The following is a 23940-nucleotide window of genomic DNA, read 5'->3' as shown; positions in this document are numbered from 1 at the left end:
CGGTTGTTACTCCTTACAGTTTGGTGAACGTGCCGGTGCGGGGCCCTCAGCCACCGTGGGCCGCCTCGCTCATGGCCTCGCTCACGGCGGTGTCGTGCGGGAGGCTCCCGCCGTGGGTGAAGGCCGTGGCGAAGGCGGCTTCGCCGAGGGCGGTACGGGCCGCCGCCTCCGTACGGTCGACGTCGGCGCGCTCCGCCGGGGGAAGCGGCGCGCCCGTCGAGGAACGCAGCGCGGCCGCCGCGCCGAGCAGGAGCGCGGCGCCCCGGGCGCGGCCGGCCGGGGCGTGCGCGGAGGCCAGGCCCTCCAGGGCGAGCGCGACCGCCCTCGGATCGCCCGAGGTCAGAGCCGTCCCGTACCCCTCCTCCTGGAGTTTCAGGGCCCGCGCGAGGTCGCCGCGCGCGAGCGCCGAGAAACCCAGTTCGGCCAGGATCAGGGCGTTGGCGGAGTCGAGACCGACGGACCGGTGCCAGTCGAGGACCTCCCGCATGTGGCGCTCGGCCTCCTCGAAGAGGCCCTCGCGGCGGGCGCCGAGGCCGAGCCCGAGGACCGCGTTGATCTCGCCCGCGCGGAAACCGACCTCGGCGGCCCGGTCCCTGGCGGCCGCGTGGTAGCTCCGGCACGCGTCGAGATCGCCCCGGAGGAGGGCCGTCCGGCCGAGCCCGGCGAGCAGGTCGGGCACCTCGGTCGTCAGGCCGAAGCTCTCCGCCGCCGCGAGCCCGGCCCGCTTGAGCCGGTCGGCGCGCTCGTACTCCCCGTGGATCTCCGCGACGGTCGCGAGGGGGTACACGGTCCACAGCCGGGAGCACGCGTCGCCGAGCTCGGCGAACAGCGCGTCCGCGCGGGCCGCGTCGGTCTCCGCGCCCGCCACGTCGCCCCTGAGCAGGAGCTGTACGGAGCGGTCCGCGAGCGCCGCCGCCTCGCCCCAGCGGTCGCCGTGGGCCCGGAAGCCGTCGAGGGCCGCGCCGGTCAGCTCGCCGCCCTCGGTCTGGCTGCCGGTGCCGCAGAGCGCGTGGGCGAGGAACCAGCGGGCCCAGGGGTGGCCGGCCTCGCCGGCGGTGGCGTCGGCGTCGGTGGCGTCGGCGTCCGCGCCGGTGGCGTCGGCGTCGGTGGCGTCGGCGTCGGTGGCCGCGTCTTCGGTGGCCGCGTCGGTCGGGCCGGGCGCGTCAGTCGGGGCCGTTTCGGTCGGGTCGGCCGCGTCGGCCGGGTCAGCCGCGTCGTAGGCCGCCAGGGCGTCCGCGATCCGGCGGTGCCGGTCCGTCCCGTCGCCGCCCATGACGGCGAGCCCCGTGCGCCAGACGCCCACGCGGGCCCGCAGCGCGGCGAGTCCGGGCGCGTCCTGGGCCGTCGGCCGCAGCGCCGCCGTCGCCGAGCGGAGCGCCTCCCCGAGCCGGCCGCGCATGATCCAGTACCAGGCGAGCGCGTCGACGAGCCGCAGCGCGGCCCCCGCGCCCGGCCCGGTGGTGCCGGCCGCGCCGAGGGCCCGGTCCAGGGCGGCCCGCAGGTTCGGGGTCTCGGCGTCGAGGCTGGCGAGGCGGCGGCGCTGCTCGGGGCCGCGCAGGGCGGGCCGGGCCTCCTCGGCGAGGCGGAGGTAGTACGCGAGGTGGCGTTCGCGTACGGACTCGGTCTCGCCCGCGTCCCGCAGCCGTTCGAGGCAGTACGCGGCGACGGATTCGAGCAGCCGGTAGCGCGGCCCGTCCGGCCCGTCGACGGCCACGACGAGCGAACGGTCCACGAGCCGCACGAGCAGCCCGAGCACGTCCCCGGCGACGACGCCGCCACCGTCGCTGCCGCCGTCACTGCCGCCGTCGCCGTCCCTGCCGCCGTCGCCACCCGTCACGCCCTCCCCCGCGCAGACCCATTCCGCCGCCGCCAGGGTGCAGCCCTCCGCGTGGACGGCGAGGCGGCGCAGGACCGTCCGCTCCGGTGCGCTCAGGAGCTCCCAGCTCCAGTCGATGACCGCCCGCAGCGTCTGCTGCCGGGCGGGCGCGCCGCGCAGCCCCGCGTCGAGGAGCCGGAACCGGTCGTCGAGCCGTTCCAGGAGGCCGTGCACCCCCAGGGCGCGGACGCGGGTCGCGGCCAGCTCCAGGGCGAGCGGGATGCCGTCGAGGCGGCGGCAGATCCCCCGTACCGCCTCCCGGGCCGGCGCGTCGAGGGCGAGGCCGGGCGCGGAGGCGGCCGCCCGGGCCGTGAAGAGGGCGAACGCGCCGTCCGTGTCGAGCGGTTCCACCGCCCACAGCGTCTCGCCCGCGAGCGCCAGCGGCTCCTGGCTGGTCGTCAGGACGACGAGGCCGGGGGCGGCGCGCAGCAGCAGTTCGGCGAGGGAGGCGGCCTCGTCGACGACGTGCTCGCAGTTGTCCAGGACGAGCAGGGTCCGCCGCCCGCGCAGGACCTCGGCGAGCCGCTCCGCCGTGGTGGGCGGCCGTTCCCCGTCGGGCCGCAGCCCCCACACCCCGTCGTCGCGCAGTTCGAGCGCGGCGGCGGCGACCTCGGCGAGCTCGCCGCCCGCACCGGCGAACTCGACGAGCCACACGCCGTCCGGGAACTCCTCCTCCACCTGCCGCGCCGCCTCGACGGCGAGCCGGGTCTTCCCGACGCCGCCGGGTCCGGTCAGGGTGACGAGCCGCCGCTCGCGCAGCAGCCCGGTCACCTCCGCCACGGCCTCGTCGCGGCCGACGATCCCGCTGAGCGGCACGGGAAGGTTGCCCCGCGCGGACCCGCCGACGGCAGCCGGGCCCGACAACGACGCGGGTACGGCCTCAGCCACAGCCGCGGGCGCCGGCACGGGAGCCGAAAGACCGGCGTCCTGCCGGAGCATCGCCGTGTGCAGCGCGGCCAGTTCGGGGCTCGGGTCCAGCCCGAGCTCGTCGGCGAGGAGGGCGCGCAGCTCCTCGTACCCCGCGAGCGCCTCGCTCTGCCGCCCCGCGCGGTACAGGGCCCGGAGCTGTGCCGCACGCAACCGCTCGCGCAGCGGGTGACGGGCCACGAGCTCCGCCAACTCGCCGACCAGCACGTCGTGTTCGCCGAGTTCGAGGCGAGCCTCCGCCAGCGTCTCGCGCGCGGAGAGCCGTTCCTCCTCCAGGCGGTCGGCCGCCGCCCGGGCGAAGGGCTCCGCCGCGAAGTCAGCGAACGCCGGCCCGCGCCACAGCCCGAGGGCCTCGCCGAGCAGCTCCGCCCGGGCGCGCGGCGCGGCCGTGTCCCGGGCGCGGGCGGTGAGCGCCGCGAACCGGTGGGCGTCCAGGGCCCCTTCGGGCACGTCGAGGAGGTAGCCCGGGGCCCGTGTGACGACGAGCTCGCGCCCGCCGGGCTCGGCCTCGTCCAGGGCGCGGCGCAGCTGGGAGACCTTGGCCTGGAGGGCGCGCAGCGGGCTGCCGGGCGGTTCGTCGCCCCACAGGTCGTCGACGAGGCGGTACGCGGAGACCGGCCGGCCCGCGTCGACGAGCAGGGCCGCGAGCAGGGCCCGGACCTTGAGCTCCGGCACCCGTACGGGCCGCCCGTCCTCGGTCCGTACGGACGTCTCCCCCAGCACCGCGAATCGCATGCGGCCACCGTAACCCGGCCCGAACAGGCCCCGAACAGGGCCCGGACCAGGCCCGAACAGGATCCGAGCCGGACCCGAACACCCTCCCGGCAGAGTCGTCCCCGTCAGCAGGAAACGACGGAACAGACACCCACCAGGAGCCGGACATGAGCAGCGACACCACCACCGCCACCGACACCGCCACGACCACCGCCGCCACCTCTTCCCTCGCCGGAAAGACCGCCCTCGTCACCGGCGCGAGCCGGGGCATCGGCCGGGCGATCGCCCTCCGCCTCGCCGCCGACGGCGCCCGCGTCGCCGTCCACTACGCGAGCAACGAGACGGCCGCGAAGGAGACGGTCGCCGCGATCGAGGAGGCCGGGGGCAGCGCCTTCGCGATCCGCGCCGAACTGGGCGTCCCCGGCGACGCCGAGGCCCTGTGGAAGGCCTTCGACGAGCAGGCCGACGGCCTCGACATCCTCGTCAACAACGCCGGGATCGCCGGCCCCGGCCTGATCCACGAGGTCGAGGAGGCCGACTACGACCGGGTCTTCGCGGTCAACGCCAAGGCGCCGTTCTTCATCATCAAGCAGGGGCTCGGCCGGCTGCGCGACGGCGGCCGGATCGTCAACATCTCCTCCGGGGTCACCAAGGTCGCCTTCCCCGGCATGACCTCGTACGCCGCGTCCAAGGGCGCCGTCGAGGTGCTGACCCTCACCCTCGCCCAGACCCTCGGCTCCCGGGGCATCACGGTCAACGCGGTCTCCCCGGGCACGATCGAGACCGACATCCACCCGTGGATGGCCGACCCCGCCGCCAAGGCGCACGCCGCCGGCTTCTCCGTCTTCGACCGGGTGGGTCAGCCGGACGACGTGGCCGACGTCGTCGGCTTCCTCGCCTCCGACGCCGCCCGCTGGGTGACCGGCCAGAACATCGACGCGAGCGGCGGCTCCGGCCTCGGTCTCTGACCCGCACCCGCCCGCCCCCTCCATGTGAAGGATCCCCGCCGTGACCCGCCATGTCCTCCTCGTCCTCGCCCACCCCCGATCCGACTCCCTCACCGCGCAGGTCGCCGAGCGCCAGCACGCCCGCCTCAAGAACGAGGGCCACACCGTCGACGTGCTCGACCTGTACGCCGAGGGGTTCGACCCGGCGCTCCGCCCGGCCGACGAGCCGGACTGGGAGGACCGCGAGAAGACCTACTCCCCCGAGGTCCACGCCCACATGGACCGGATCCTGGCCGCCGACGACATCCTGGTCGTCTTCCCGGTGTGGTGGTTCGGGCCCCCGGCCATCCTCAAGGGCTGGATCGACCGGGTGTGGAACTACGGCTTCGCCTACGGGCGCAGCCGCCCCCGCCTCGCGGGCAAGCGCCTGCTGTGGCTCGCCCTGATGGGCGGTACGGCCGAGGAGATCGAGCGGCTCGGCATGGAGGCGGCCCTCGATCTCATGCTCCGGGTCGGCATCGCGACGTTCTGCGGCCTCCCGGACGCCCGGGTCGGCGTCGTGCACGGCACCGAACTCTCCGGTGTGGCGAAGGACTTGCGCGGTGCCCGGGTGGCCGAGCTGCTCGTGGCATCGGACCGGACCGTGGACGAGGAGCTCCCGCGATGACGAAGACCCTGACGGCCGCCACCCCGGCCGCACCGCCCCGGGCCGGGGCCCGCCAGTGGCTCGGCCTCGCCGTCCTCCTGCTCCCCGTCACCCTGATGACGGCCGACCTCGGGGTGCTGTGGCTGGCCACCCCGTACCTCTCCGCCGATCTGCGGCCCAGCGGCGCCCAGTTGCTGTGGATCACCGACATCTACGGCTTCCTCACGGCGGCGACGCTCGTCATCATGGGCACGCTCGGGGACCGGCTCGGCCGCCGCAGGCTCCTGATGGCGGGTTCGGCGGGCTTCCTGCTCGCCTCGCTGCTCGCCGCGTACGCCCCGAACGCCGGGACGCTGATCGTGGCCCGCGCCCTCCTCGGGGTGGCCGGCGCGGCGGTCCTGCCGTCCACGCTCGCCCTGATCAGCCAGATGTTCACGGACGCCCGGCAGCGGGCCACGGCGATCGCGATGTGGGTGACCGCCCTCTCGGTCGGGCTCGCGATCGGGCCGGTCGTCGGCGGGGTGCTGCTCGCGGCCTGGTGGTGGGGGTCGGTCTTCCTGATGGGCCTGCCCGTCATGCTGATCGCGCTGGTCACGGCCCCGCTGCTGCTGCCCGAGTACCGCGACCCGAAGCCGGGGCGGCTCGATCCGGCGAGCGTGGCCCTCTTCCTGGTCGCGGTGCTGCCGCTGGTGTACGGCGTGAAGTCGCTGGCGGCGCACGGCCCGACGGCGGAGGCGGCGGTCGCCTTCGCTCTCGGCGGCGCCTTCACCGTCCTCTTCGTCCGCCGGCAGAACCGGCTCGCGACTCCGCTCCTCGACCTCCGGCTCTTCCGGAACCGGGCCTTCACGGGGGCGCTGCTCACGCTGCTCCTGGGGATGACCGCGCTCAACGGCGTCGAGTACCTGATCCCGCAGTACCTCCAGTCGGTCGCGGGGCTCTCCCCGCTCGACGCGGGGCTGTGGCTGCTGCCGGGGGCGGCCGCCCTGATCGCCGGTTCGCAGCTGACGCCGTTCGTGGCCGCCCGCGTCCGCCCGGCGTACGTCCTGGCCGGCGGGCTCCTCGTCTCGCTCGTCGGGTACGCGGTGATCGCCCTGGCCTCCGGGGTGGTGGTGGCGGCCCTGGGCCTCGCCGTGATCATGTTCGGCGCGGCGCCGATCAGCGTCCTCGGGACGGCGCTCGCAGTGGGCGCCGCCCCGCCGGAGAAGGCGGGCGCGGCGGCCGCCACCGGGCAGACGGCGTACGACCTGGGCCTGGCCCTGGGGATCGCGGTGACCGGCAGCGTGGCCGTGGCCGTCTACCGTACGGGCATCCCGGCGGACGCCCCGGCTGCGGCCCACGAGAGCCTGGGCGCGGCGCTCACCCTGACCGACCCGGGCCTGATCGCCCAGGCCCGGGAGGCGTTCACCACGGCCCTGCACACGGCCTCGGCGCTCAGCGCGGCCTTCGCCCTGGTGACGGCGGTCGTGGTCCTCGCCCTCCTGCGGGGCGTCCCCCGCACGTGAGTCCCCGCAGCACACGACGGTCCCGGCCGGGCGGCATCAGCCGCCCGGCCGCCCGCGTTCACCGCGCCCCCGCCACGGCCGGATCCCGTGCGAACTCGGCGTCCGCCGCCCGCCGTTCGAGCTCCGCGAGGGCCGCGTGCCAGGCCCCGGGCAGCCGGTCGGTTCCGGCGAGGGCGGTGTCGGTCGTGAACGTGACGTGGAGGCGGCGGCGGTGCGTGACCCACGCGACGAAGAGCGGCTGCCCCGGGACCATGACGGGCAGGGCGTACACCCCGGAGGCGGGGACCCCGGCGAAGCCGAGGGGCCGCCGGACCCGCAGGTCGGCGACGCCGAGCGGCGTGTACCGGGCGTCGATGCTGCGGGTGAGCGCCAACCGGCCCACGCGGTACGGGAGTCGGCGCAGGATCACGCGGTGGGCGTCGGTCAGCCGGGCGAGCCGTGCGTAGTCGAGCGCCCGGCCGACGCCGTCGAGCCGCCGGCGGGGGTCGGGGTCGCCGCAGGGCAGGTCGACGCCGGCGACGGCGACGCGGTTGCCGAGCAGGGGCAGCGGGTCGTCGGGGTCCCGGACGCTGATCGCGAGGTTGGTGCGGAGCCCGAGGCCGTGGCCGGGGCCGCCGGGTTCCCAGTCGTGCGGGTGCCAGGCGCGCAGGGCCTCGGTGGCGAGGGTCAGACAGAGCTGCGGGACGGTGGCCCCGGTGAGGCGCCCGAGCGCGTGGAGCCGGGCCGTGTCGACGTCGGTGAGGGTCGTGGCGTAGGCCTGGGAGGGCGGGGTGTCGAGGGCCGGCCACCAGGTGACGCGGCGCGGGGGCCGGAGTTCGGGGAGGACGGCGGCCCAGGGGACGGGCCGGGGCGGCCGGAAGGAGGGGGCGCGGGGGCGCGGCGCCTCCTCGGGGCCGAGGAGCCGTTCCAGGGTCGCGACGGCGGCGGCGCCGTCCTGGAAGGCATGGTGGGCGCGGTAGCAGAGCCCGTATCCGCCGCCGACCCGGCGGACGAGCCAGATCCCCCACAACGGCCGGTCGCGCGGGAGGGGTTGCCGCAGGAGCTCGGCGAGGACCGTCGCGCGGTCGGTGGAGCCGGGTAGCTCGTACAGGTGACGGTCGGGGTCGAAGCGGGGGTCGGGCTCCCAGTGCGGGTGCCCGGGGCGCCCGGCCAACCGGTGGGCGAGCTCGGGGAGTCGGGCGAGCCGGCCCTTCAGGTGCTCCACCACCTCACCCCTGGAGGGTGGTTCACCCTCCAGGGTGATGAGCGCGCCGAGGTGGAGCGCGGAGTCCGTGGCATGGAGCGCCGCCACGTCCAGGGAGAGCCGGTCGAGCACCGAGAGCGGAACGGCCCCTGGAGGCCGGAGGGATGATCCGGCGGACGGCCGGACGGAAGATCGCACAGGATCTGAAGATCGCACGGACCGCTACGATACGTCATCATGCAATCGCAATGCGTGACGGACGGCATGCTCCCCGACGACCCCGCCGTGCCCTCATTGCCGGATTTCCTCGACGACTCCGTCGTGGCGGCCTGGTCCGCCTCCGGCGCCCCGCTCGTCGACCTCCTGCGCCAGGCCCGTACGCCCGGCCGCCTCACCGGCTTCCGCCGTGGCGGCCGGGCGGCGGTCCTGATCACGGAGCCCCGGCATGTGCACCAGGTCCTCGGCGTGGGCGGCGACCGGTACGTGAAGCGGTCGCACCGGGCGAGACCCCTCATCGGCGACGGGATGCTGACCGCCACGGGCGAGGCCTGGCGGTCCCAACGCCGGCTCCTCCAGGCGATGTTCACCGGTCGCGGCATCCGGCGCTGGGAGCACCACATCGCCGCGGCGGCCGACCGGGTCGTCGACCGCTGGGCGGAGCGGGCCCGCCGGGGCGAGCCGACGGACATCGCCGAGGACACGCAGTTCTTCACCGTCGACACGATCTGGCGCTCGCTGACCGACCGTCCCCTGGACCAGGAGACGTACGTCGACCTGGCGGCCGTGCAGGACATCGTCGCGGCGCTCCCCGCCGACGTGGGCGGCGCCGCCGCGCTCCCGCCCGAGATGGAGACCGCGCTCGCGGCCCTGGACGAGCGGATGCACCGGGCCATCGCGGAGGCCCGGAGCCGGCGCACGGCCGCCGGTGCCGGTGCCAGTGCCAGTGCCGGTGCCAGTGCCAGTGCCGACGGCAACAGCGACGGCGACGGCGACGGCGACGGACCGAGCGTCCTCGACCGGCTCCTCCGCGCGGCCGAGACCGACCCTGCGTACACGGACCGGCTGATCCGCGACGAGCTCGTCACGCTGCTCGTCGCCGGGTACGAGAGCAGCGCCCGCACCCTGACCTGGGCCTTCGTCCTGCTCGACCGGCACCCCGAGGTCATGGAGCGGGCCGCGGGCGACGCGCGGGCCGTCGAGGCGGTGCTCTCCGAGACGCTGCGGCTCTACCCCACGGGCTGGCTGCTCCCGCGCCACGCCGCGGCCGACGAGATGCTCGACGGCCGGCGGATCCCCGCCGGTACGGACCTCCTCGTCTGCCCCTACCTCACCCACCGCGACCCGGAGGTGTGGCCCGATCCCGAGGCCTTCGTGCCGGAGCGCTTCCCCGTCCGGACGCCGCTGCCGCCGGGCGCGTACCTCCCCTTCGGCATCGGCCCGCGCGCCTGCCTCGGCACCCGCTTCGCGATGCGCGAGATGGAGACGCTCCTGGGCGCGCTCCTCTCCCGGTTCACCGTCGAGACGACCGAACCGGCGGGCGAGCCGGTGTTCGGCATCAACCTGCGCCCGGCCGGCCCGTTGTACGCGCGCGTCCGCGAGCGGACATGACCGCGCGGCCCCACGAGCGGGTCGACTACGTCGATCCCGGGGACCGGGTGGTCGCCCAGGGCCGGCGGGCGACCGGGACCCCGTCCGGCCTGCTGCGCCGGTACGCGGCGACCGTCTGCACCGACCACGCCGGCCGCGTCCTGCTGTACCGGCGGACCACCTCGGCGCCCGCCTACCCGGACCACTACGACGTGCTGGTCGGCGGGGCGGTGCGGGCGGGCGAGGCGTACCTCGCGGCGGCGCTGCGGGAGCTCCGGGAGGAGCTGGGCTGGGTGTCCGCGCCCGGTCTCGCCGAGGCGTACCGGATCCGCGTCGACGATCCGCACGGCGCCTGCTTCCTGACGGTCCACCGCTGGACCGTGAACCGCGCGCCCCGGCCCGACCCGGCCGAGATCGCCTGGTGCGGCTTCGTCGCGCCGCTGTCGATCCTCACCGGCGGGTACACCCCGCTGGTCCCGGCCGGCGCCGAGGCCGTCCGCCGCCTGTTCCCCCTCTGACCAGTACCTCTCTCGTACGATCCCGACGAAGGACCCCACCATGTCGACGTCCTGCGCGCTGCCCTTACGCGGCGCCTCCCTCGCCGTCCCGGGCGCGCTGCCCGGTTCGGCGCCGCCCCCGGACCCCGTGCGCCCCGGCCGCCCCGGCCTCGACCGGGCCGGCCTCGACCGGGCCCGGGCCCGGCTGGCGACCCGGCTGGTGGCGGCGGCCGGTCCGGACGGGCTGCTCCGCGCCCCGTGCGACGGCCGGATCCTGGAATCCGCCCTGGCCCTGCGGCTGCTCACGGTGACGAACGTCGACCCGGACGCCCAGGAGCGGCTGACCCGCTTCCTGAAGGTCGCGGTCGACGAGGGCGCCCCCGACCCCGTACAGGAGGCCGCGGCACGTGCGGCGCTCGGCGAGTACGTGGACGGGCGGGCCGCGCTGAACCGCCTGCTCGGCGGCTTCGACCACTTCACCGCCGGGCGCAAGCGGCTGATGTTCCGGACGGTCCTGGCGGAGCTCGGCGCCCATCCGTTCCCCGAACTCTCCTCGGGCGAGCCGGTCTTCGAGGCGCGCGGCCAACAGCGGTGGCTGGTCACGGAGATGGCCGCGCTGAAGGTCCTGTACGCCTTCGGCACCGGCGTCCCGCACCTCGTCACCGACGACGACTGGCGGACGCTCGCGCCCTGCTCGCTCCCCGGCCCGCCCCCGTACGGCAACCATCTCGCCCGGATCCTCGCCCTGCTGGCGCTCCGGCACCGGCCCGGACATGCGGTGGCCGTCCGTGCGCGGGCTCAGGAGCTGCGGACCTGGCTGCGCGGGGACGGCGGGCTGCCCTTCATCACGGGCATGGACGTCTTCGCGACGGCGACCGGCGGTCTCGCGCTCGCCGGGGCGGGCGCTCCCGCGCACACGCTGCGGGCCCTGGCCGCCGCCCTGACCGAGCGGCAGAACCCGGACGGGGGCTGGGGGTTCGACCGGGGCGTGGGGCAGAGCGACGTCGACGACACCGCGTACTGCGTGGAGTTCCTGCGGGCCACGGCCCCGGAGCGGAACGGCCTCGCGGTGGCGGCCGGCGAGCGGTACCTCCTCGACCGGCAGGGCGGGGACGGCGGCTTCCCGACCTTCGAACACGGCACCGCCTCGGAAGTGGCGATAACGGCGGCCGCCGTGAACGCGCTGGCCCCGGAGCCCGGGCACCGGCCGGCGGTGGAGGCCGCGGTCCGGTTCGTCGTGGCGCGGCAGGAGGGAGCCGGGGCGTTCGAGCGGAGCTGGAGCCTGAACGAGAGCAACGCCCTGTTCCGCTCCGTCCTCGCCTACGACTCCTTCCGCGCCGTCGCCCCGCCCGGGCACGCCCTGGAGGCCGGGGTCGCGCGGGCGCGGGCGCGGGCCGTGGACCGGCTGGTCGCGACCCAGAACGCCGACGGCGGCTGGGGGCACGAACCGGCCGAGCCGAGCGATCCGATCAGCACCGCGTACGCGCTGATCGCCGTCTCCCGGGGGCGGGACGGGCCGGCGGCGCCGTGCGCGCCGACCGCCCGGAGGGCGACGGACCGCGCGGTGCGCCATCTCCTGGAGCGGCAGCGGCCGGACGGCGGTTTCGTCTCCCGCCCCGACCAGGCGGGCCCGCGGCCCCTCGCGTACCACGTGCCGCTCCTGACGGACGTCTGCGTCCTGCTCGGCCTCAACCACGCGCGCGCCACCACCCCGCACTCCCTCTGATCCCGACTCTCCTGAGGAACGCCATGACCTTCGACGAACTGAAGAACCTGCTGGTCTCGCTCGGCCTCGACCCGGCGGAGATCACTCCGGAGTCGACCCGCGAGGAGGCCGGTCTCGACTCGCTCCTGCTCACCGAGCTCGCGCTCGTCCTGCGCAAGGAGCTGGGCATCCCGGTGCCGGAGGAGGAGCTGTACGCGGCGCCGACCGTCGCCGCCGTCGAGGGCCTGGTCGCGCGGTACGCGGCGGTGGCCTGATGCCCGGGGTCCGGCGGGCCGTCCCGGGCGCGGCCGTCACCGGGGTGGGTCTCCTCACCCCGGCGGGCGCGGACCGGGCGGCGACCTGGGAGACGGTGCGCGTGGGGAAGCCCACCGCGGGCCTGGAGGAGCTGGACGGACTGCGCTTCCTGGCGTGCCGGGCTCCCGAGCCGCCCGGCGGGATCGGCAGGGCGGCGGTGGCGCGGCGGCCGGACCGCAGCGCGGTCCTCGCGCTGGTCGCGGCGCGGGAGGCGCTCGCGGACGCCGGTCTGGACACCGGCGGCTGGGACGGGGCGCGGGTCGGCGTGGTCGCCGGGACGGGGGCCGGCGGCACCCTCACGTACGAGCGGCAGCTCGCGGTGGTCCGGGAGGACGGGCCCGGGGACATGTCCCCGTTCGCCGTTCCCGGCGCCCTGCCGAACGCGGTCGCGGCGCAGCTGGCGGTGGAGTTCGGCGTCCGGGGTCCGTCGATGGCGGTGACCACGGCGTGCGCCTCGGGCGCCACGGCGATCGGCGTCGCGCTCGACCTGCTGGCCCTCGGCCGCTGCGACATCGTCCTCGCGGGCGGCTCCGACGCCTCGCTGAGCTCCTTCTACGTCGCCGGTTTCGACCGGCTCCGGGCGCTCTCCCACCGCTTCCACGACCCGTCGGGCGGGCTGCGGCCGTTCGACGTGGACCGGGACGGGTTCGTGATGGCGGAGGGGGCGGGGTTCCTGGTCCTGGAACGGCCGGCCGACGCGGCGGCGCGGGGGGCCCGTACGCGGGCGCTGATCGGGGGGTACGGGGCGACCTCGGACGCGCATCACGTGGTGGCGCCGCGGCCTGACGGCTCCGGCCTCGCCGGGGCGGTCCGCGCGGCGCTCGCGGAGGCGGGCGCGGCGGCGGGCGACGTCGACCTGGTGAACGCGCACGGGACCGGTACGCCGCGCGGGGACGCCGTGGAGGCGGCGGTCCTCGCGCGCCTGCTGCCGCACGGGCCGCCGGTGACCTCGACGAAGGGGGTGACCGGGCACCTGCTGGGTGCGGCGGGCGCGGTGGAGGCGGCGCTCACGGTGCTGTCGGTCGCGGAGAGTACGGTGCCGCCGACCGCGAACTTCACCGAGCCGGGCGAGGGCATCGACCTGGACGTGCCGACCACCGCCCGGGCGTCCCGGATCCGGCTCGCCGTCTCCACGTCGGTGGGCTTCGGCGGGCACAACGCGGCCCTGGTGATCACCGCACCCTGAGGCCGCCCGGGGCCTGTCCGGCCCTGATCGGCAAGACACCCCTAGGTGCAGGAGGAGAGGGCGTCCGGGTCGACGGCGTCGAGCCGGACGGCCAGGGCGTCGAGCCGTTCCCGCAGGTCGCGGATGTCCTCCAGCGGCAGCCCGGTGGCGGCGGCGATGCGGCGCGGGACGCCGAGCGCCTTCGCCTTGAGCGCGGTCCCGTCGCCGGTCGGCCGTACGGTGACGGACCGCTCGTCCTCGGGGCTGCGCCGCCGCTCGACGTATCCGGCCGCTTCGAGCCGCTTGAGCAGCGGCGACAGGGTCCCGGAGTCGAGCCGCAGCCGCTCGCCGATCCCCTTCACGGGCAGCTCGCCGTGCTCCCAGAGCACGAGCATGACGAGGTACTGGGGATAGGTGAGCCCGAGCTCCTTGAGCGCCTCGCGGTAGACGCCGTTGAAGGCGCGGGTCGCCGCGTGCAGCGAGAAGCAGATCTGGTGGTCGAGCCGGAGGAACTCCTCGTCCGGGACCGTGTCGAGCGTCTCCATGGCTCCAGGATACGCGAGGACACCTCACACGCCATTCAGTTGTGCACAACTGAATCGTGCGCTACTAATAGAGACACCGCAGAGGGACACCGCCCCCGAGGACAGGAACGGAAGAACCATGGACGCGATCTACACCGCCGTCGCCACCGCCAACGGCCGCGAGGGCCGCGCCGTCAGCTCCGACGGCCACATCGACCTCCCCCTCGCCCACCCCCAGGCCCTGGGCGGCAACGGCCTGGGCACCAACCCCGAGCAGCTCTTCGCCGCCGGGTACGCGGCCTGCTTCGCCAGCGCGATGGGCGTGGTCGCCCGCCAGGAGAAGATCGACATCGCGGACGCCTCGATCACGGCCGAGGTCTCCATCGGCAAGGACCCGGCGGACGGCGGCTTCGGCCTCGCGGTGATCATGCGCGCCGAGTTCCCGGACCACCTCCAGGGCGAGGCCGGCCTGACCCTCCTGGAGAAGACCCACGCCTTCTGCCCGTACTCGAAGGCCACCCGCGGCAACATCCAGGTCGAGCTGGTCGTCGAGTAGCTTTCTGTTGCTTTCCGCCGCTTTCCGCGCGCCCCCGGAGGTCATCGACCCACCGGGGGCGTTCACTTGTGAGTTTTCACGTTCGGGCACGGGGGATTCGTCTGCCGTACGACGGGCAGTCATGGGACGGCCGCCGGGCGGTGGCCCGCGGGCGCTCTCCTTGGGGCGCCCGCGGGCCGGCCCGCCGGTCACGCACCCGCACCCCCACTGTCCGTACGCACTCCCGGAGGGCAACTCCCCCATGGCCGACCTCAACCGCCGCCGGTTCCTTCAGCTGACCGGCGGCGCCGCCGCGCTCACGATGCTCTCGGACAGCATCGCCCGCGCCGCCTCGATACCGGCGCAGGGCTCCACCGGCACGATCCAGGACATCGAGCACATCGTCGTCCTGATGCAGGAGAACCGTTCCTTCGACCACTATTTCGGCGCGATGAAGGGCGTACGGGGCTTCGGCGACCCGCGCCCCGTGACGCTGCCCAGCGGGAAGTCGGTCTGGAATCAGGAGGACAACTCCGGGAAGGCCACGCTGCCCTTCCGGCCGACCAGCGACAAGCTGGGCATGGAGTACCTCCAGGGCCTGAACCACGACTGGCAGGGCGGCCAGAGCGCGTGGAACAAGGGCAAGTACAACAACTGGATCCCGGCCAAGACCAAGGCCACGATGGCGCACCTCACCCGTGAGGACATCCCGTTCCACTACGCGCTCGCCGACGCCTTCACCATCTGCGACGCGTACCACTGTTCGTTCATCGGCGCGACCGACCCCAACCGCTACTACATGTGGACCGGTTACGTCGGCAACGACGGCACCGGCGGCGGGCCCGTCCTGAACAACGCCGAGGCGGGCTACGGCTGGACCACCTACCCCGAGCGCCTGGAGACGGCGGGCGTCTCCTGGAAGATCTACCAGGACATCGGCGACGGCCTGAACGCCGCCGGCTCCTGGGGTTGGATCGGCGACGCCTTCCGCGGCAACTACGGCGACAACTCGCTGCTCTACTTCAACAACTACCGGAACGCGCAGCCGGGCAACCCGCTGCACGACAAGGCCCGCACGGGCACGAACGCCAAGGCCGGCGAAGGCTACTTCGACAAGCTCCGCGCCGACGTACAGGCAGGCGATCTCCCCCAGATCTCCTGGATCGCCGCGCCCGAGGCCTTCTCGGAGCACGCCAACTGGCCCGCGAACTACGGCGCCTGGTACATCGCGCAGGTCCTGGACGCGCTGACCTCGAACCCGGACGTGTGGGCCCGTACGGCGCTCTTCATCACGTACGACGAGAACGACGGCTTCTTCGACCACGTGGTCCCGCCGTACGTCCCCGCCGACGCCTCCTGGGGCAAGTCCACGGCCCCCACCGCCCAGGACTGGTTCCCCGGCAAGGTCGGCTACGCGGCCGGTCCGTACGGCCTCGGCCCCCGCGTCCCGATGATCGTGGTCTCCCCCTGGTCGAAGGGTGGTTACACCTGCTCGGAGACCTTCGACCACACCTCGGTGATCCGCTTCATGGAGAGCCGCTTCGGGGTGCGCGAGCCCAACATCTCGCCCTGGCGGCGGGCCATCTGCGGCGACCTGACCTCGGCGTTCGACTTCACGCGCACGGACACGCAGCCGGCCCCGCTCCCGCCGACGGCCGGCTACTACCCGCCGGACAAGGACCGCCACCCCGACTTCCCGGCCACCGCCCCGGCCGTCGGCACGATGCCCCGCCAGGAACCGGGCACCAAGCCCACCCGCCCGCTGCGGTACGCGCCGTACGTGGACGGGGCCGCCGACACCGCCGCCGGCACCTACCGCCTGACCTTCAGCGGCGGGCCCTCGGCGGGCGCCCAGTTCTACGTGACCTCGGCGAACCGCACGGACGCCCCCTGGACGTACACGACCGAGGCGAACAAGTCCCTCTCGGACACCTGGAACACCAAGTACTCCAAGACCCTCACCGACCTCACGGTCCACGGGCCCAACGGCTTCGTGCGCCAGTTCCGCTCCCCCGGCAAGACCGCGGTCACCGAGGTCACCGCCCGCCACAACGCCACCACGGGCAAGCTGGACCTCACGTTCACCAACGCGACGGCCTCCGACGCCCAGCTGACCGTGACCAACGCCTACGCGGGCCCCCCGCTGACGGTCCCGGTCCCGAAGGGCACGACGGTCACCCGCTCCCTGGACCTGACGGCCTCGGCCCGCTGGTACGACGTGACCGTCACGACCCCGTCGAACGCGGACTACCTCCGCCGCCTCGCGGGCCACGTGGAGACGGGCGCCCCGAGCTCCACGGACCCGGGCATCCTCACGTACTGACGACGCGCCGACGCACCGACGACGCATGACGTACTGACGCGCTGAGGCGCTGACGCGCTCGCCACCCCGCACGACGAACGGGCGGGGTGGCGGTGCGGCGGTCGTCCCGGCCGGAGCCGGCTCACCCCTTGGGGACCGCCTCGTCGCGGCGCTCGCGTCCAGTCGCGGCGAGCAGCGCCAGCACGGCGAGGACGACGAGCAGGATGAGCACCATCAACAGCACGGTGAGCACCGTCGGGTGGTTCCAGAAGGCGAAGATCAGCGCCAGGACGAGCAGCACCCCGATGGTGAGCCACCGGCGGTAGGTGTCCACCCAGGTGCCCACCTTCCCGGTGTGCACGCCGTGGGCCGCACCCCAGCGCGCGGCGGAGTCGGCCGTGCGGTCGGCGAAGCCGCGCACGGCGCGCGGCAGGCGGCCCGTACCGGACAGGTAGGCGCCGAGCGCCACCAGGACCCCGAGGACGAGCGCGGTGCGGATGCTGACCCGCAGGAAGCGCACCAGCGTGTCGAAGATCGCCGCGGCCGCGGCCGGTGACTGCACCTGCTCGGGCAGATGGTCGAGGTAGTAGCGGCGGGCGATCACCAGGCCGATGGCGAGCACCAGACAGGCCGCGGCGGCGCCGAGGGTCGTGGTCACCAGGGCGCGGCGACGGCGACGGGCGAGCAGCACCCCGATCGCGCCGAGCACCACCGTGAGAATGGGCAACCAGTTGCCGACGACGTCGAGCAGATGGACCCCGTCCCTGATCTTCTCCAGCTTGTCGGACTGGAAGAGCACCATCTGCTTGTTGACCTCGGGGATCTTCGCCGCCGGGGAGAGCCCGGCGTCCACGAGGTCCTTCTTGACCTGCTCGACGGCGGCTCCCACGTCGAGGGTGACCGTGCCGCCGCTGACCTCCACGGAGCCGCGGCCCTCGCCGGTCAGCGCGTGCACCACGGCCGTGTGGGCGACGCGGTTGGCCTCGGTCCAGACGGTCTCGAACCGGTCGCTCTCGACGAAGCGGGTCGCCAGCTTGGTGACGGCCTGGTCGACCGCCGAATCCAGCTGCGGGCCCAGCGACTTGATCGCGTCACCGACCCGGGGCGGCAGCCCCTGGGACTCCAGCCAGGCCGCGATGTCGGACGTGACCTGCGCGCCGTCGACCTTGGCGTCGGCGGCCTCGGCGATCCGCTTGACGGCCGCCGCCTCGATCGCCGGATCCGACGCGAGCGGGGCGACCGTCGACACGTACCGGCCGTTGTCGAGCACGATGTCGTGCACCCAGACGGTGATCAGGGACACCGGAACGAGGATGCAGGTGAGCGTGATCAGTACGGCCGAGACCGTGCTCATCGCGATCCGTCCGGCGAGCGAGCCCTTCCGGCCCGGCGGCGGTGGCGGAGCGGGAGGAGCGGAGTCGGGCGGCCCGGGCGGCGGTGGCGGCTGGGGCGGCGGCGGAGGCTCGGGCGGCGGCGGAGGCTGGGGCGGCCGTGGCCGCTCGGGCGGCTCGGGCGGTTGGGGCGGCTCGGGCGGCGTACTCATGACACTCCCGTGGCGGCTGGGGAGAAAACACCTGCCCCCCATTAGGTACTCGTCGTAGCGAGACCCGCACTCCGGGTTACTCCACCGCGTCGCCCGCCCGCCTCGAGCAGGGGCGGTCACGCCGCCGTCGAGCACGCCGACCCGGCGACCGTGATACTCGAAGGGAGGCACCTTGGCCCGACATCCCGGGGAGGCACCAGCAGATCAAGGCCGAAGGGATGCCCCGCAACGCACCGCAAGCTGCGAGGTGACTTCTATGAGCCAGCAAACACCGGCCGGAGGCCAGTGGAAGAACACCGGCGCCGCGCCAGGGAACGCGCACCGGTCCGGGGACGGCGGCGGCGTCGCCGGCGGGGGCACCGTGTTCGCCGCGGTACTGCTGTCCCTGTCGGGCGTCCTGGGCATCCTCCAGGGCATCACGGCCATCGCCAAGGACGACGTGTACGCCCGCGTCGGAAACTACGTCTTCGAGTTCGACCTGACGGCCTGGGGATGGATCCACCTCGTACTCGGGATCATCGTCGTCCTGACCGCGGTAGGCCTCTTCATGGGCGCGAACTGGGCGAGGGCGACGGGCATCGTCCTGGCCAGCCTCAGCGCGATCGCCAACTTCCTCTGGCTGCCGTACCAGCCGTGGTGGGCGCTCACCATCCTGGCGATCGACGTGTTCGTCATCTGGGCACTGTGCACCAGCTGGACGCACAGCACCGAATGACGGTCCCGACCCCACCCACAGAAGGACCTACGAGATGTCCACCGCATCGGAAACCCCAGTCCTGGACACGCTCGCCGCCATGACGGTCGACTCGATCGAGCGGTGCGGCCTGGCTCCGGACATGCTCATGATCGCGCGGATCGCGGCTCTCGCCGCCTCGGACGCCCCACCGATCTCCTACGCGGCCCACATCGAACTCGCCATCGAGACCGGCATGACCGCCGAGCAGCTGCAGGACGTCCTGGTCGCCATCGCACCGATCGTGGGCACCGCTCGCGTCATGACGGCAGCCGGCAACATCTCCGCGGCACTCGGCATCGCCATCGCCGTCGCGGACGCCGAGATCGAGGCCGAGGGCTGAGAAGCCCGCCTCCCCTCCCAACCCAACTCCTCCCCCCAACCCCTCACTCCCCCACCCCCCACCCGACATCGATGCCCGGCGCGGCCCACACCGGAGAAGGCTAGGGAAGGCCAGGAAGCCACCTCCGGCCGCCTTGACCCCCGTGCCGGGCATTCCAACGGCCTGTAAAGGGCCGGGCAGGAGGGCTCCATGCCCCGGAACACGACCACGGCGGCAATGCGCGCGGCTCGCCACGCCACGCCGGAGGAGCGTGCGGCGCTCGGCAAGGAAGCCCGACGCCGCGCGCCGCGGTCGAGCCACGCCGAGTACCGGCCGGCCGCCGACAGGACCGACCCGCTGACGATCCTGGAAGGACAGTCGGCGACACGGGTCCAGGAGCTCGTCCCGATCCGGTACGCCCGGATGACGGAGTCCCCGTTCCGCTTCTACCGCGGCGCCGCCGCGATCATGGCCTCCGACCTGGCCGACACCCCCCGCTCCGGGCTCCACGCCCAGCTGTGCGGGGACGCGCACATGCTGAACTTCCGCCTCCTCGCCTCACCGGAGCGCCAGTTGATGTTCGACATCAACGACTTCGACGAGACGCTTCCGGGCCCCTGGGAGTGGGACGTCAAACGGCTGTCGGCGAGCTTCGTGATCGCCGCCCGGGCCAACGGCTTCGACGAGGCCGAGCGCGAACGCATCGTCCGGCGCACGGTCCGTTCCTACCGCGAGGCGATGATCCGCCTCGCGGACATGCGCGACATCGACGTCTGGTACGCGAAGATCGACGCGGACCGCCTGGAGGCCCTGGCCACGGACCGGCTGCACAAGCGGGGACAGAAGCAACTGGCCCGCGCCATGGCGAAGGCCCGCACCCGCGACAGCCTCCAGGCCTTCGACAAGCTCACCGAGACGGTCGACGGCCGGCCCGTGATCGCGGCGGATCCCCCGCTGCTCGTTCCGGTCGGCGACCTGCTGCCCGACGTCGAACGCACGGCCCTCGAACGCCAGTTCCGCAGCCTGATCGACCGGTACGCCGGCACCCTCCAGTCCGATCGGCGCACCCTCCTGGCGGACTACCGGCTGGCGGACGTCGCCCGCAAGGTGGTCGGCGTCGGCAGCGTCGGCACCCGCTGCTGGATCTTCCTGCTCCTCGGCCGGGACGACCAGGACCCGCTCTTCCTCCAGGCCAAGGAGGCGGACGACTCCGTGCTGGCCGCGCACGTCGGCGCGAGCGCGTACCGCAACCAGGGCGAGCGCGTCGTCTCCGGCCAGCGCTTGATGCAGGCCACCAGCGACATCTTCCTCGGCTGGGAGCGCGTCGACGGGATCGACGGCAAGCGGCGCGACTTCTACATCCGCCAGTTGCGCGACTGGAAGGGCATCGCGGTGCCGGAGCAGATGGTCCCCCGGGGCATGGAGGCGTTCGGCGACGTGTGCGGGGTCACGCTGGCGCGTGCGCACGCGCGGTCCGGCGACCGGATCGCGATCGCCTCGTACCTGGGCAGCGGCACCTCGTTCGACCGGGCCATCGCCACGTTCGCGGAGTCCTACGCCGACCAGAACGAGCGCGACCACCAGGCCCTGGTCGACGCCGTACACGCGGGCCGGCTGCCCGCGGAGGAGCTGCCGGAGTCCTGAACCGGAGGGGCGGACGGGGTCACGGCGCGGCGGGCGGCCCGCCGCGCTCGTCGCCCGTCCCCCCGAGGCCCCGCAGGCGCCGGCCCTCCTCGACCGCCCGCAGCAGGAAGCGGGCCGCCACGCCGATCAGCAGGAAATTGGCCGTCATCTGTCCCGTGGTCAGCAGCCGGGCGAGTTCGGTGCGCGGCGTGATGTCGCCGAACCCGACCGTGCTGAACACGGTCATCGTGAAGTAGAGGGCGTCGGTCCGGGACATCGCTTCGCTGAAGCTCTCGGGTGTGCTGCGCTCCAGCAGGAAGTAGGTGGCGGCGAACAGCACGACGAAGAAGGGCAGCGCCGCCGCCACCGCCGCGACGGCCCGGAGCCCCGGGCGCGCGGAACGCAGGATCGTGTGCACCTGCCAGGCCAGGAGCACCCCCACCAGCAAGACGCCGACGACGAGCACCACCACGGTGCCCGCGGTGAAGGCCGAATCCAGCGGCAACAGGTAGTAGGCGGCCAGAACGGCCGCCACCGTCAGAAGCGCACGCACCGCGGTGAGTACGGCCGACCGGCGGATCGTCGGATTCCCGTCCACGTTTCCCCGTTTCCCTCTCGTTCGCACGGAACGCCCTGACCGTGCCGCTCCCCTGCCCGAGGGCGGTCACTGTCCCAGGCGATCCCCGCGGCGGGCGGCAGGCGCACCAGGAGGTCACCGGGCCGGCGGAGCCGGTGCTCCGCCGAGCGGGTGACCCGGCCTCGGCCGGGTCCCGTCCGGGTGCGGCGAACTCGGCCTCGGCGCACTCTGGAAGCAGATCGTCACGCCGGATCGCGGCTTCCGAAAGGGCAGCCGCGGCCGTCACGACTGGGCAGGAGCTCGACCATGAAGGACTCGATGGTGACCCTGGCAGTGGACTACCCGCTGCTGAACATGTTCTGGACCATGCTGATGATCTTCCTCTGGGTCCTCTGGTTCATGCTGCTGTTCCGCATCATCGGCGACATCTTCCGCGACGACGACCTGGGCGGCTGGGGCAAGGCGGGATGGACCGTCCTCGTGATCCTGCTGCCCTTCCTGGGCGTGTTCATCTACCTCATCGCCCGCGGGCGCGGCATGGGCGAACGCGAGTTGAAGCGGGTCCGCCAGAACGAGGAGCAGTTCGCCTCGTACGTACGCGAGACCGCCGGGACCGGCGGAACCGGCGGAACCGGCGGCGGCCACGCGGAGGAACTGGCGAGGCTCGCGGAGCTCAAGGACCGCGGCGCGATCACGGAAGCCGAGTTCGCACAGGCCAAGGCGAAGGTCCTCGCGAGCTGACTCCGCGCGAGCCGACTCCTCGCGAGCTGACGCCTCGCGAGCTGACGCCATGCGCCCCCTCGCGAGCCGACTCCGCGCGACCCGACTCCGCGCGACCGGAATCCTCGCGACCTGACCGAGTCCGGGGTGCGTGCCCGTGATCCTCGACCTGTTCCTCATCGGCCTGGCCATCGCGCTCTACCCGCTGCCGGTGATGGCCTTCGTCCTGGTCGTGTCGGCACCCCGCGGGGTCTACAAGGGCCTGGCCTTCATCCTCGCCTGGCTCGCCTGCCTCGTGGCCGTGATCGCCATGGTGCTGCTCTTCACCGGCGGGCAACCGCCGGCACCCCGCTCTCCGCCCTCGATCGCGGCGCTCGCGGCGACGCTGGTGATCGGTGTGGGCCTGATCGTCTACAGCGAGCACAGGCGCCGCAAGAGCCGCCGCCCCGCCGCGGCGGCTTCGGACGAGGGGGTCCCCGACAAAGGGGGGCCCAAAGGATCCGGCCGGTCGCTGACGTCCCGGATGGACCAGGCCACCGGATGGTCCGCGGCCGGACTCGCCGTCCTCCTCCAGCCCTGGGGCATGGTCAGCGCCGCGGCCGCCACGGTCGTGAAGGCCGACCTCTCCCACGTCCAGTCCTTCGTGGCGCTCCTCGGCTTCTGCGTCCTGGCCACGGCCGGACTGCTGGCCATGGAGCTGTACATGGTGTTCGCGCCCGAGAAGGCCCACCTCAGCCTGGTGAGGCTGCGGGGGTGGCTGGAACGTCACAAGGACCCGGCGATCGTCCTGATCTGCCTGGTGCTCGGACTGTGGCTGGTCGGCAGGAGCCTGTACCAGCTGACCGGATGACTCGGACTCAAGGACAGCTCGAAGCCGGCTCGTCGTGGACGAGTGCGCAGATCATCTGCTCGCCGCGCCGGTCGTCCGGATAGGTCGTGCGCAGTGCGGCGGTGAAGTCGTTCCACTGGCGGGTGGTCTCTGCGGTGGCCCCGGATACGGCGTGGTCGAAGTTGTCGCCGGTCTTGGAGCGGCGGGATGCGGCGGTGTCCTTGTTCAGGTCGCGGTTGTGCGTGACACGGCCGGCGCAGTCGCCGTCCTTGACGCCGGTGGAGTCGATGTCGGAGTAGCAGCCGGTGGCGAGGTCGGCGGGTACGAGGGCCCGCGCCTCCCGGGTCCAGTCGGCATCGTCCATGGTGCTGTAGCGCCGGATGTCGAGGAAGGGGGCGACACCGTCACGGGCCAGTCCGGGCGGGTTGTCCGGGCCGACGGGAACGGGGGCGGCCCGGTCGGACCAGTTCGAGTGCGCGTAGAAGTCCTGGAGCTGGTGCCAGCCGCGGCCGAGCTGTTCGAGCACGTCGCACTTGGCACGGTCGGGGGTCTCGTCCCACACACAGGCCGAGGAAAGATCACTCTGCTCCGCCCGGACAGCACCGCGGGCATCGACGAGCCCGTCGGCGGCCCGGACCGCGTTCCGGAAACGGGCGACGGAGGTACGGACACAGGCGAGGAGCTCGGTGGTGGCCTCGTCCCGGCTGCGGGGGTAGTCCCGGGCGTAGCGGGGGGCGAGATAGTCGGCGTTGTCGCAGTGCAGGGGCCCGACGAGGAAGTACCCACCATGGTCATTGGCGTTGACAGCCCCGTCCCGGGCATCCGCCATCGCGGAGAGCGTGACCGGCTCCCAGGGCAGGGCGGCCCGCGTGATGCTCTCGTGGTTGCCCCCGGTGAACGCCTGCGCGGGAGGGCCGGGAGCGGCGGCCAACGCCACCACGAACACGGCCGCGAGACCCGCACGCGTCAGACCGGGCGCTGGACGAAAGGGCATACGCCGCTCCAGTCCCGGGGTGACCGAAACTTCTCGGCGCCCCGGCGGTGGCCTACTTCCGACGGAGAGAACGGAGAGAACGCCTGCCCGCAAGCCTAACGAACGAGGGCCCAGGACGCCGTCCGGCGTGTCCCCCGACGAGGTCGGCAGGCAGCGGTTCACCGAGCTGTAGAA

At 74.0% G+C, this 23940-nt stretch carries 21 protein-coding genes; 15 read left to right on the top strand and 6 right to left on the bottom strand.

Annotated features, from left to right (window positions below; all coding sequences use genetic code 11):
* Positions 1 to 46 precede the first annotated feature (46 nt).
* Positions 47 to 3538, bottom strand: coding sequence for an AfsR/SARP family transcriptional regulator (locus tag ACZ6K0_RS15925; RefSeq protein ID WP_469228704.1), 3492 nt, complete (start codon positions 3536 to 3538; stop codon positions 47 to 49).
* Between the two features lie 146 nt (positions 3539 to 3684).
* Between ACZ6K0_RS15925 and ACZ6K0_RS15920 the strand changes: the two genes are divergently transcribed.
* From ACZ6K0_RS15920 to ACZ6K0_RS15910, 3 genes are read left to right on the top strand one after another with little or no spacing between them, the layout of a single operon-like run.
* On the top strand, positions 3685 to 4485 hold the full coding sequence (locus tag ACZ6K0_RS15920) for an SDR family oxidoreductase (RefSeq protein ID WP_469228705.1): 801 nt from the start codon (positions 3685 to 3687) through the stop codon (positions 4483 to 4485).
* A gap of 40 nt (positions 4486 to 4525) precedes the next feature.
* Complete coding sequence (locus ACZ6K0_RS15915; RefSeq protein WP_469228707.1) at positions 4526 to 5131, top strand: NAD(P)H oxidoreductase; 606 nt, start codon at positions 4526 to 4528, stop codon at positions 5129 to 5131.
* Positions 5128 to 6612: an MFS transporter gene (locus tag ACZ6K0_RS15910; protein WP_376406227.1), complete on the top strand. Its 1485-nt coding sequence runs from the start codon at positions 5128 to 5130 to the stop codon at positions 6610 to 6612. Before ACZ6K0_RS15915 ends, ACZ6K0_RS15910 begins: the two co-directional genes overlap by 4 nt.
* Before the next feature lie 58 nt (positions 6613 to 6670).
* On the opposite strand, the gene ACZ6K0_RS15905 is transcribed toward ACZ6K0_RS15910, so the two are convergent.
* Positions 6671 to 7927: a wax ester/triacylglycerol synthase domain-containing protein gene (locus tag ACZ6K0_RS15905; protein ID WP_469228709.1), complete on the bottom strand. Its 1257-nt coding sequence runs from the start codon at positions 7925 to 7927 to the stop codon at positions 6671 to 6673.
* A gap of 105 nt (positions 7928 to 8032) precedes the next feature.
* On the opposite strand from ACZ6K0_RS15905, the gene ACZ6K0_RS15900 reads away from it, so the two are divergent.
* Genes ACZ6K0_RS15900 through ACZ6K0_RS15880 form a run of 5 tightly spaced genes read left to right on the top strand, consistent with a single transcriptional unit; the run spans position 8033 to position 13085 of the window.
* Positions 8033 to 9403 carry a cytochrome P450 gene (locus ACZ6K0_RS15900; protein WP_469228710.1) on the top strand — a complete coding sequence of 457 codons (1371 nt, stop codon included), beginning with the start codon at positions 8033 to 8035 and terminating at the stop codon, positions 9401 to 9403.
* Positions 9400 to 9900: an NUDIX domain-containing protein gene (locus ACZ6K0_RS15895; protein WP_376406221.1), complete on the top strand. Its 501-nt coding sequence runs from the start codon at positions 9400 to 9402 to the stop codon at positions 9898 to 9900. The genes ACZ6K0_RS15900 and ACZ6K0_RS15895 overlap by 4 nt, the downstream gene beginning before the upstream one ends.
* Positions 9901 to 9940: 40 nt before the next feature.
* Positions 9941 to 11605: a prenyltransferase/squalene oxidase repeat-containing protein gene (locus tag ACZ6K0_RS15890; RefSeq protein WP_469228713.1), complete on the top strand. Its 1665-nt coding sequence runs from the start codon at positions 9941 to 9943 to the stop codon at positions 11603 to 11605.
* A gap of 23 nt (positions 11606 to 11628) precedes the next feature.
* Positions 11629 to 11859, top strand: coding sequence for an acyl carrier protein (locus tag ACZ6K0_RS15885; RefSeq protein WP_376406217.1), 231 nt, complete (start codon positions 11629 to 11631; stop codon positions 11857 to 11859).
* The gene (locus ACZ6K0_RS15880; protein WP_469228715.1) at positions 11859 to 13085 is read left to right on the top strand and encodes a beta-ketoacyl-[acyl-carrier-protein] synthase family protein; all 1227 of its coding nucleotides are present in this window, start codon (positions 11859 to 11861) and stop codon (positions 13083 to 13085) included. Before ACZ6K0_RS15885 ends, ACZ6K0_RS15880 begins: the two co-directional genes overlap by 1 nt.
* 41 nt (positions 13086 to 13126) lie before the next feature.
* Here ACZ6K0_RS15880 and ACZ6K0_RS15875 read toward each other — a convergent pair whose 3' ends face one another.
* Positions 13127 to 13609, bottom strand: a complete 483-nt coding sequence (locus ACZ6K0_RS15875) for a MarR family winged helix-turn-helix transcriptional regulator (RefSeq protein ID WP_376406212.1) — start codon at positions 13607 to 13609, stop codon at positions 13127 to 13129.
* Between the two features lie 118 nt (positions 13610 to 13727).
* On the opposite strand from ACZ6K0_RS15875, the gene ACZ6K0_RS15870 reads away from it, so the two are divergent.
* Together ACZ6K0_RS15870 and ACZ6K0_RS15865 are read left to right on the top strand one after the other, a co-directional pair.
* Positions 13728 to 14144 (top strand): organic hydroperoxide resistance protein, encoded by a 417-nt coding sequence (locus tag ACZ6K0_RS15870; protein ID WP_125748294.1) that lies wholly within the window; start codon positions 13728 to 13730, stop codon positions 14142 to 14144.
* 241 nt (positions 14145 to 14385) lie between these two features.
* Positions 14386 to 16446, top strand: coding sequence for a phosphocholine-specific phospholipase C (locus ACZ6K0_RS15865; protein WP_376406210.1), 2061 nt, complete (start codon positions 14386 to 14388; stop codon positions 16444 to 16446).
* Positions 16447 to 16567: 121 nt separating this feature from the next.
* Here ACZ6K0_RS15865 and ACZ6K0_RS15860 read toward each other — a convergent pair whose 3' ends face one another.
* The gene (locus tag ACZ6K0_RS15860; RefSeq protein ID WP_469228718.1) at positions 16568 to 17779 is read right to left on the bottom strand and encodes a hypothetical protein; all 1212 of its coding nucleotides are present in this window, start codon (positions 17777 to 17779) and stop codon (positions 16568 to 16570) included.
* 445 nt (positions 17780 to 18224) lie between these two features.
* On the opposite strand from ACZ6K0_RS15860, the gene ACZ6K0_RS15855 reads away from it, so the two are divergent.
* From ACZ6K0_RS15855 to ACZ6K0_RS15845, 3 genes are all read left to right on the top strand, one after another.
* Entirely contained in the window at positions 18225 to 18683 is a 459-nt protein-coding gene (locus tag ACZ6K0_RS15855) for a DUF7144 family membrane protein (protein WP_376406206.1), read from the top strand.
* Positions 18684 to 18717: 34 nt separating this feature from the next.
* Positions 18718 to 19044 (top strand): carboxymuconolactone decarboxylase family protein, encoded by a 327-nt coding sequence (locus ACZ6K0_RS15850; RefSeq protein ID WP_376406204.1) that lies wholly within the window; start codon positions 18718 to 18720, stop codon positions 19042 to 19044.
* A gap of 189 nt (positions 19045 to 19233) precedes the next feature.
* Complete coding sequence (locus ACZ6K0_RS15845) at positions 19234 to 20667, top strand: DUF2252 domain-containing protein (RefSeq protein WP_376406202.1); 1434 nt, start codon at positions 19234 to 19236, stop codon at positions 20665 to 20667.
* A 19-nt stretch (positions 20668 to 20686) separates the two neighbouring features.
* Here ACZ6K0_RS15845 and ACZ6K0_RS15840 read toward each other — a convergent pair whose 3' ends face one another.
* Entirely contained in the window at positions 20687 to 21244 is a 558-nt protein-coding gene (locus tag ACZ6K0_RS15840; RefSeq protein ID WP_469228721.1) for a potassium channel family protein, read from the bottom strand.
* A gap of 285 nt (positions 21245 to 21529) precedes the next feature.
* On the opposite strand from ACZ6K0_RS15840, the gene ACZ6K0_RS15835 reads away from it, so the two are divergent.
* Both ACZ6K0_RS15835 and ACZ6K0_RS15830 read left to right on the top strand, forming a co-directional pair.
* Positions 21530 to 21964, top strand: coding sequence for an SHOCT domain-containing protein (locus tag ACZ6K0_RS15835; RefSeq protein WP_376406198.1), 435 nt, complete (start codon positions 21530 to 21532; stop codon positions 21962 to 21964).
* A 136-nt stretch (positions 21965 to 22100) separates the two neighbouring features.
* Positions 22101 to 22793, top strand: a complete 693-nt coding sequence (locus ACZ6K0_RS15830; RefSeq protein WP_469228723.1) for a GAP family protein — start codon at positions 22101 to 22103, stop codon at positions 22791 to 22793.
* Positions 22794 to 22800: 7 nt separating this feature from the next.
* On the opposite strand, the gene ACZ6K0_RS15825 is transcribed toward ACZ6K0_RS15830, so the two are convergent.
* On the bottom strand, positions 22801 to 23766 hold the full coding sequence (locus tag ACZ6K0_RS15825) for a hypothetical protein (protein WP_469228725.1): 966 nt from the start codon (positions 23764 to 23766) through the stop codon (positions 22801 to 22803).
* Positions 23767 to 23940: the final 174 nt, after the last annotated feature.

The sequence above is a fragment of the Streptomyces sp. NPDC042346 genome (assembly GCF_055581845.1).
The sequence above is the reverse complement of the archived record's forward strand: the minus strand, read 5'-3'. Positions and strand labels throughout refer to the sequence as shown.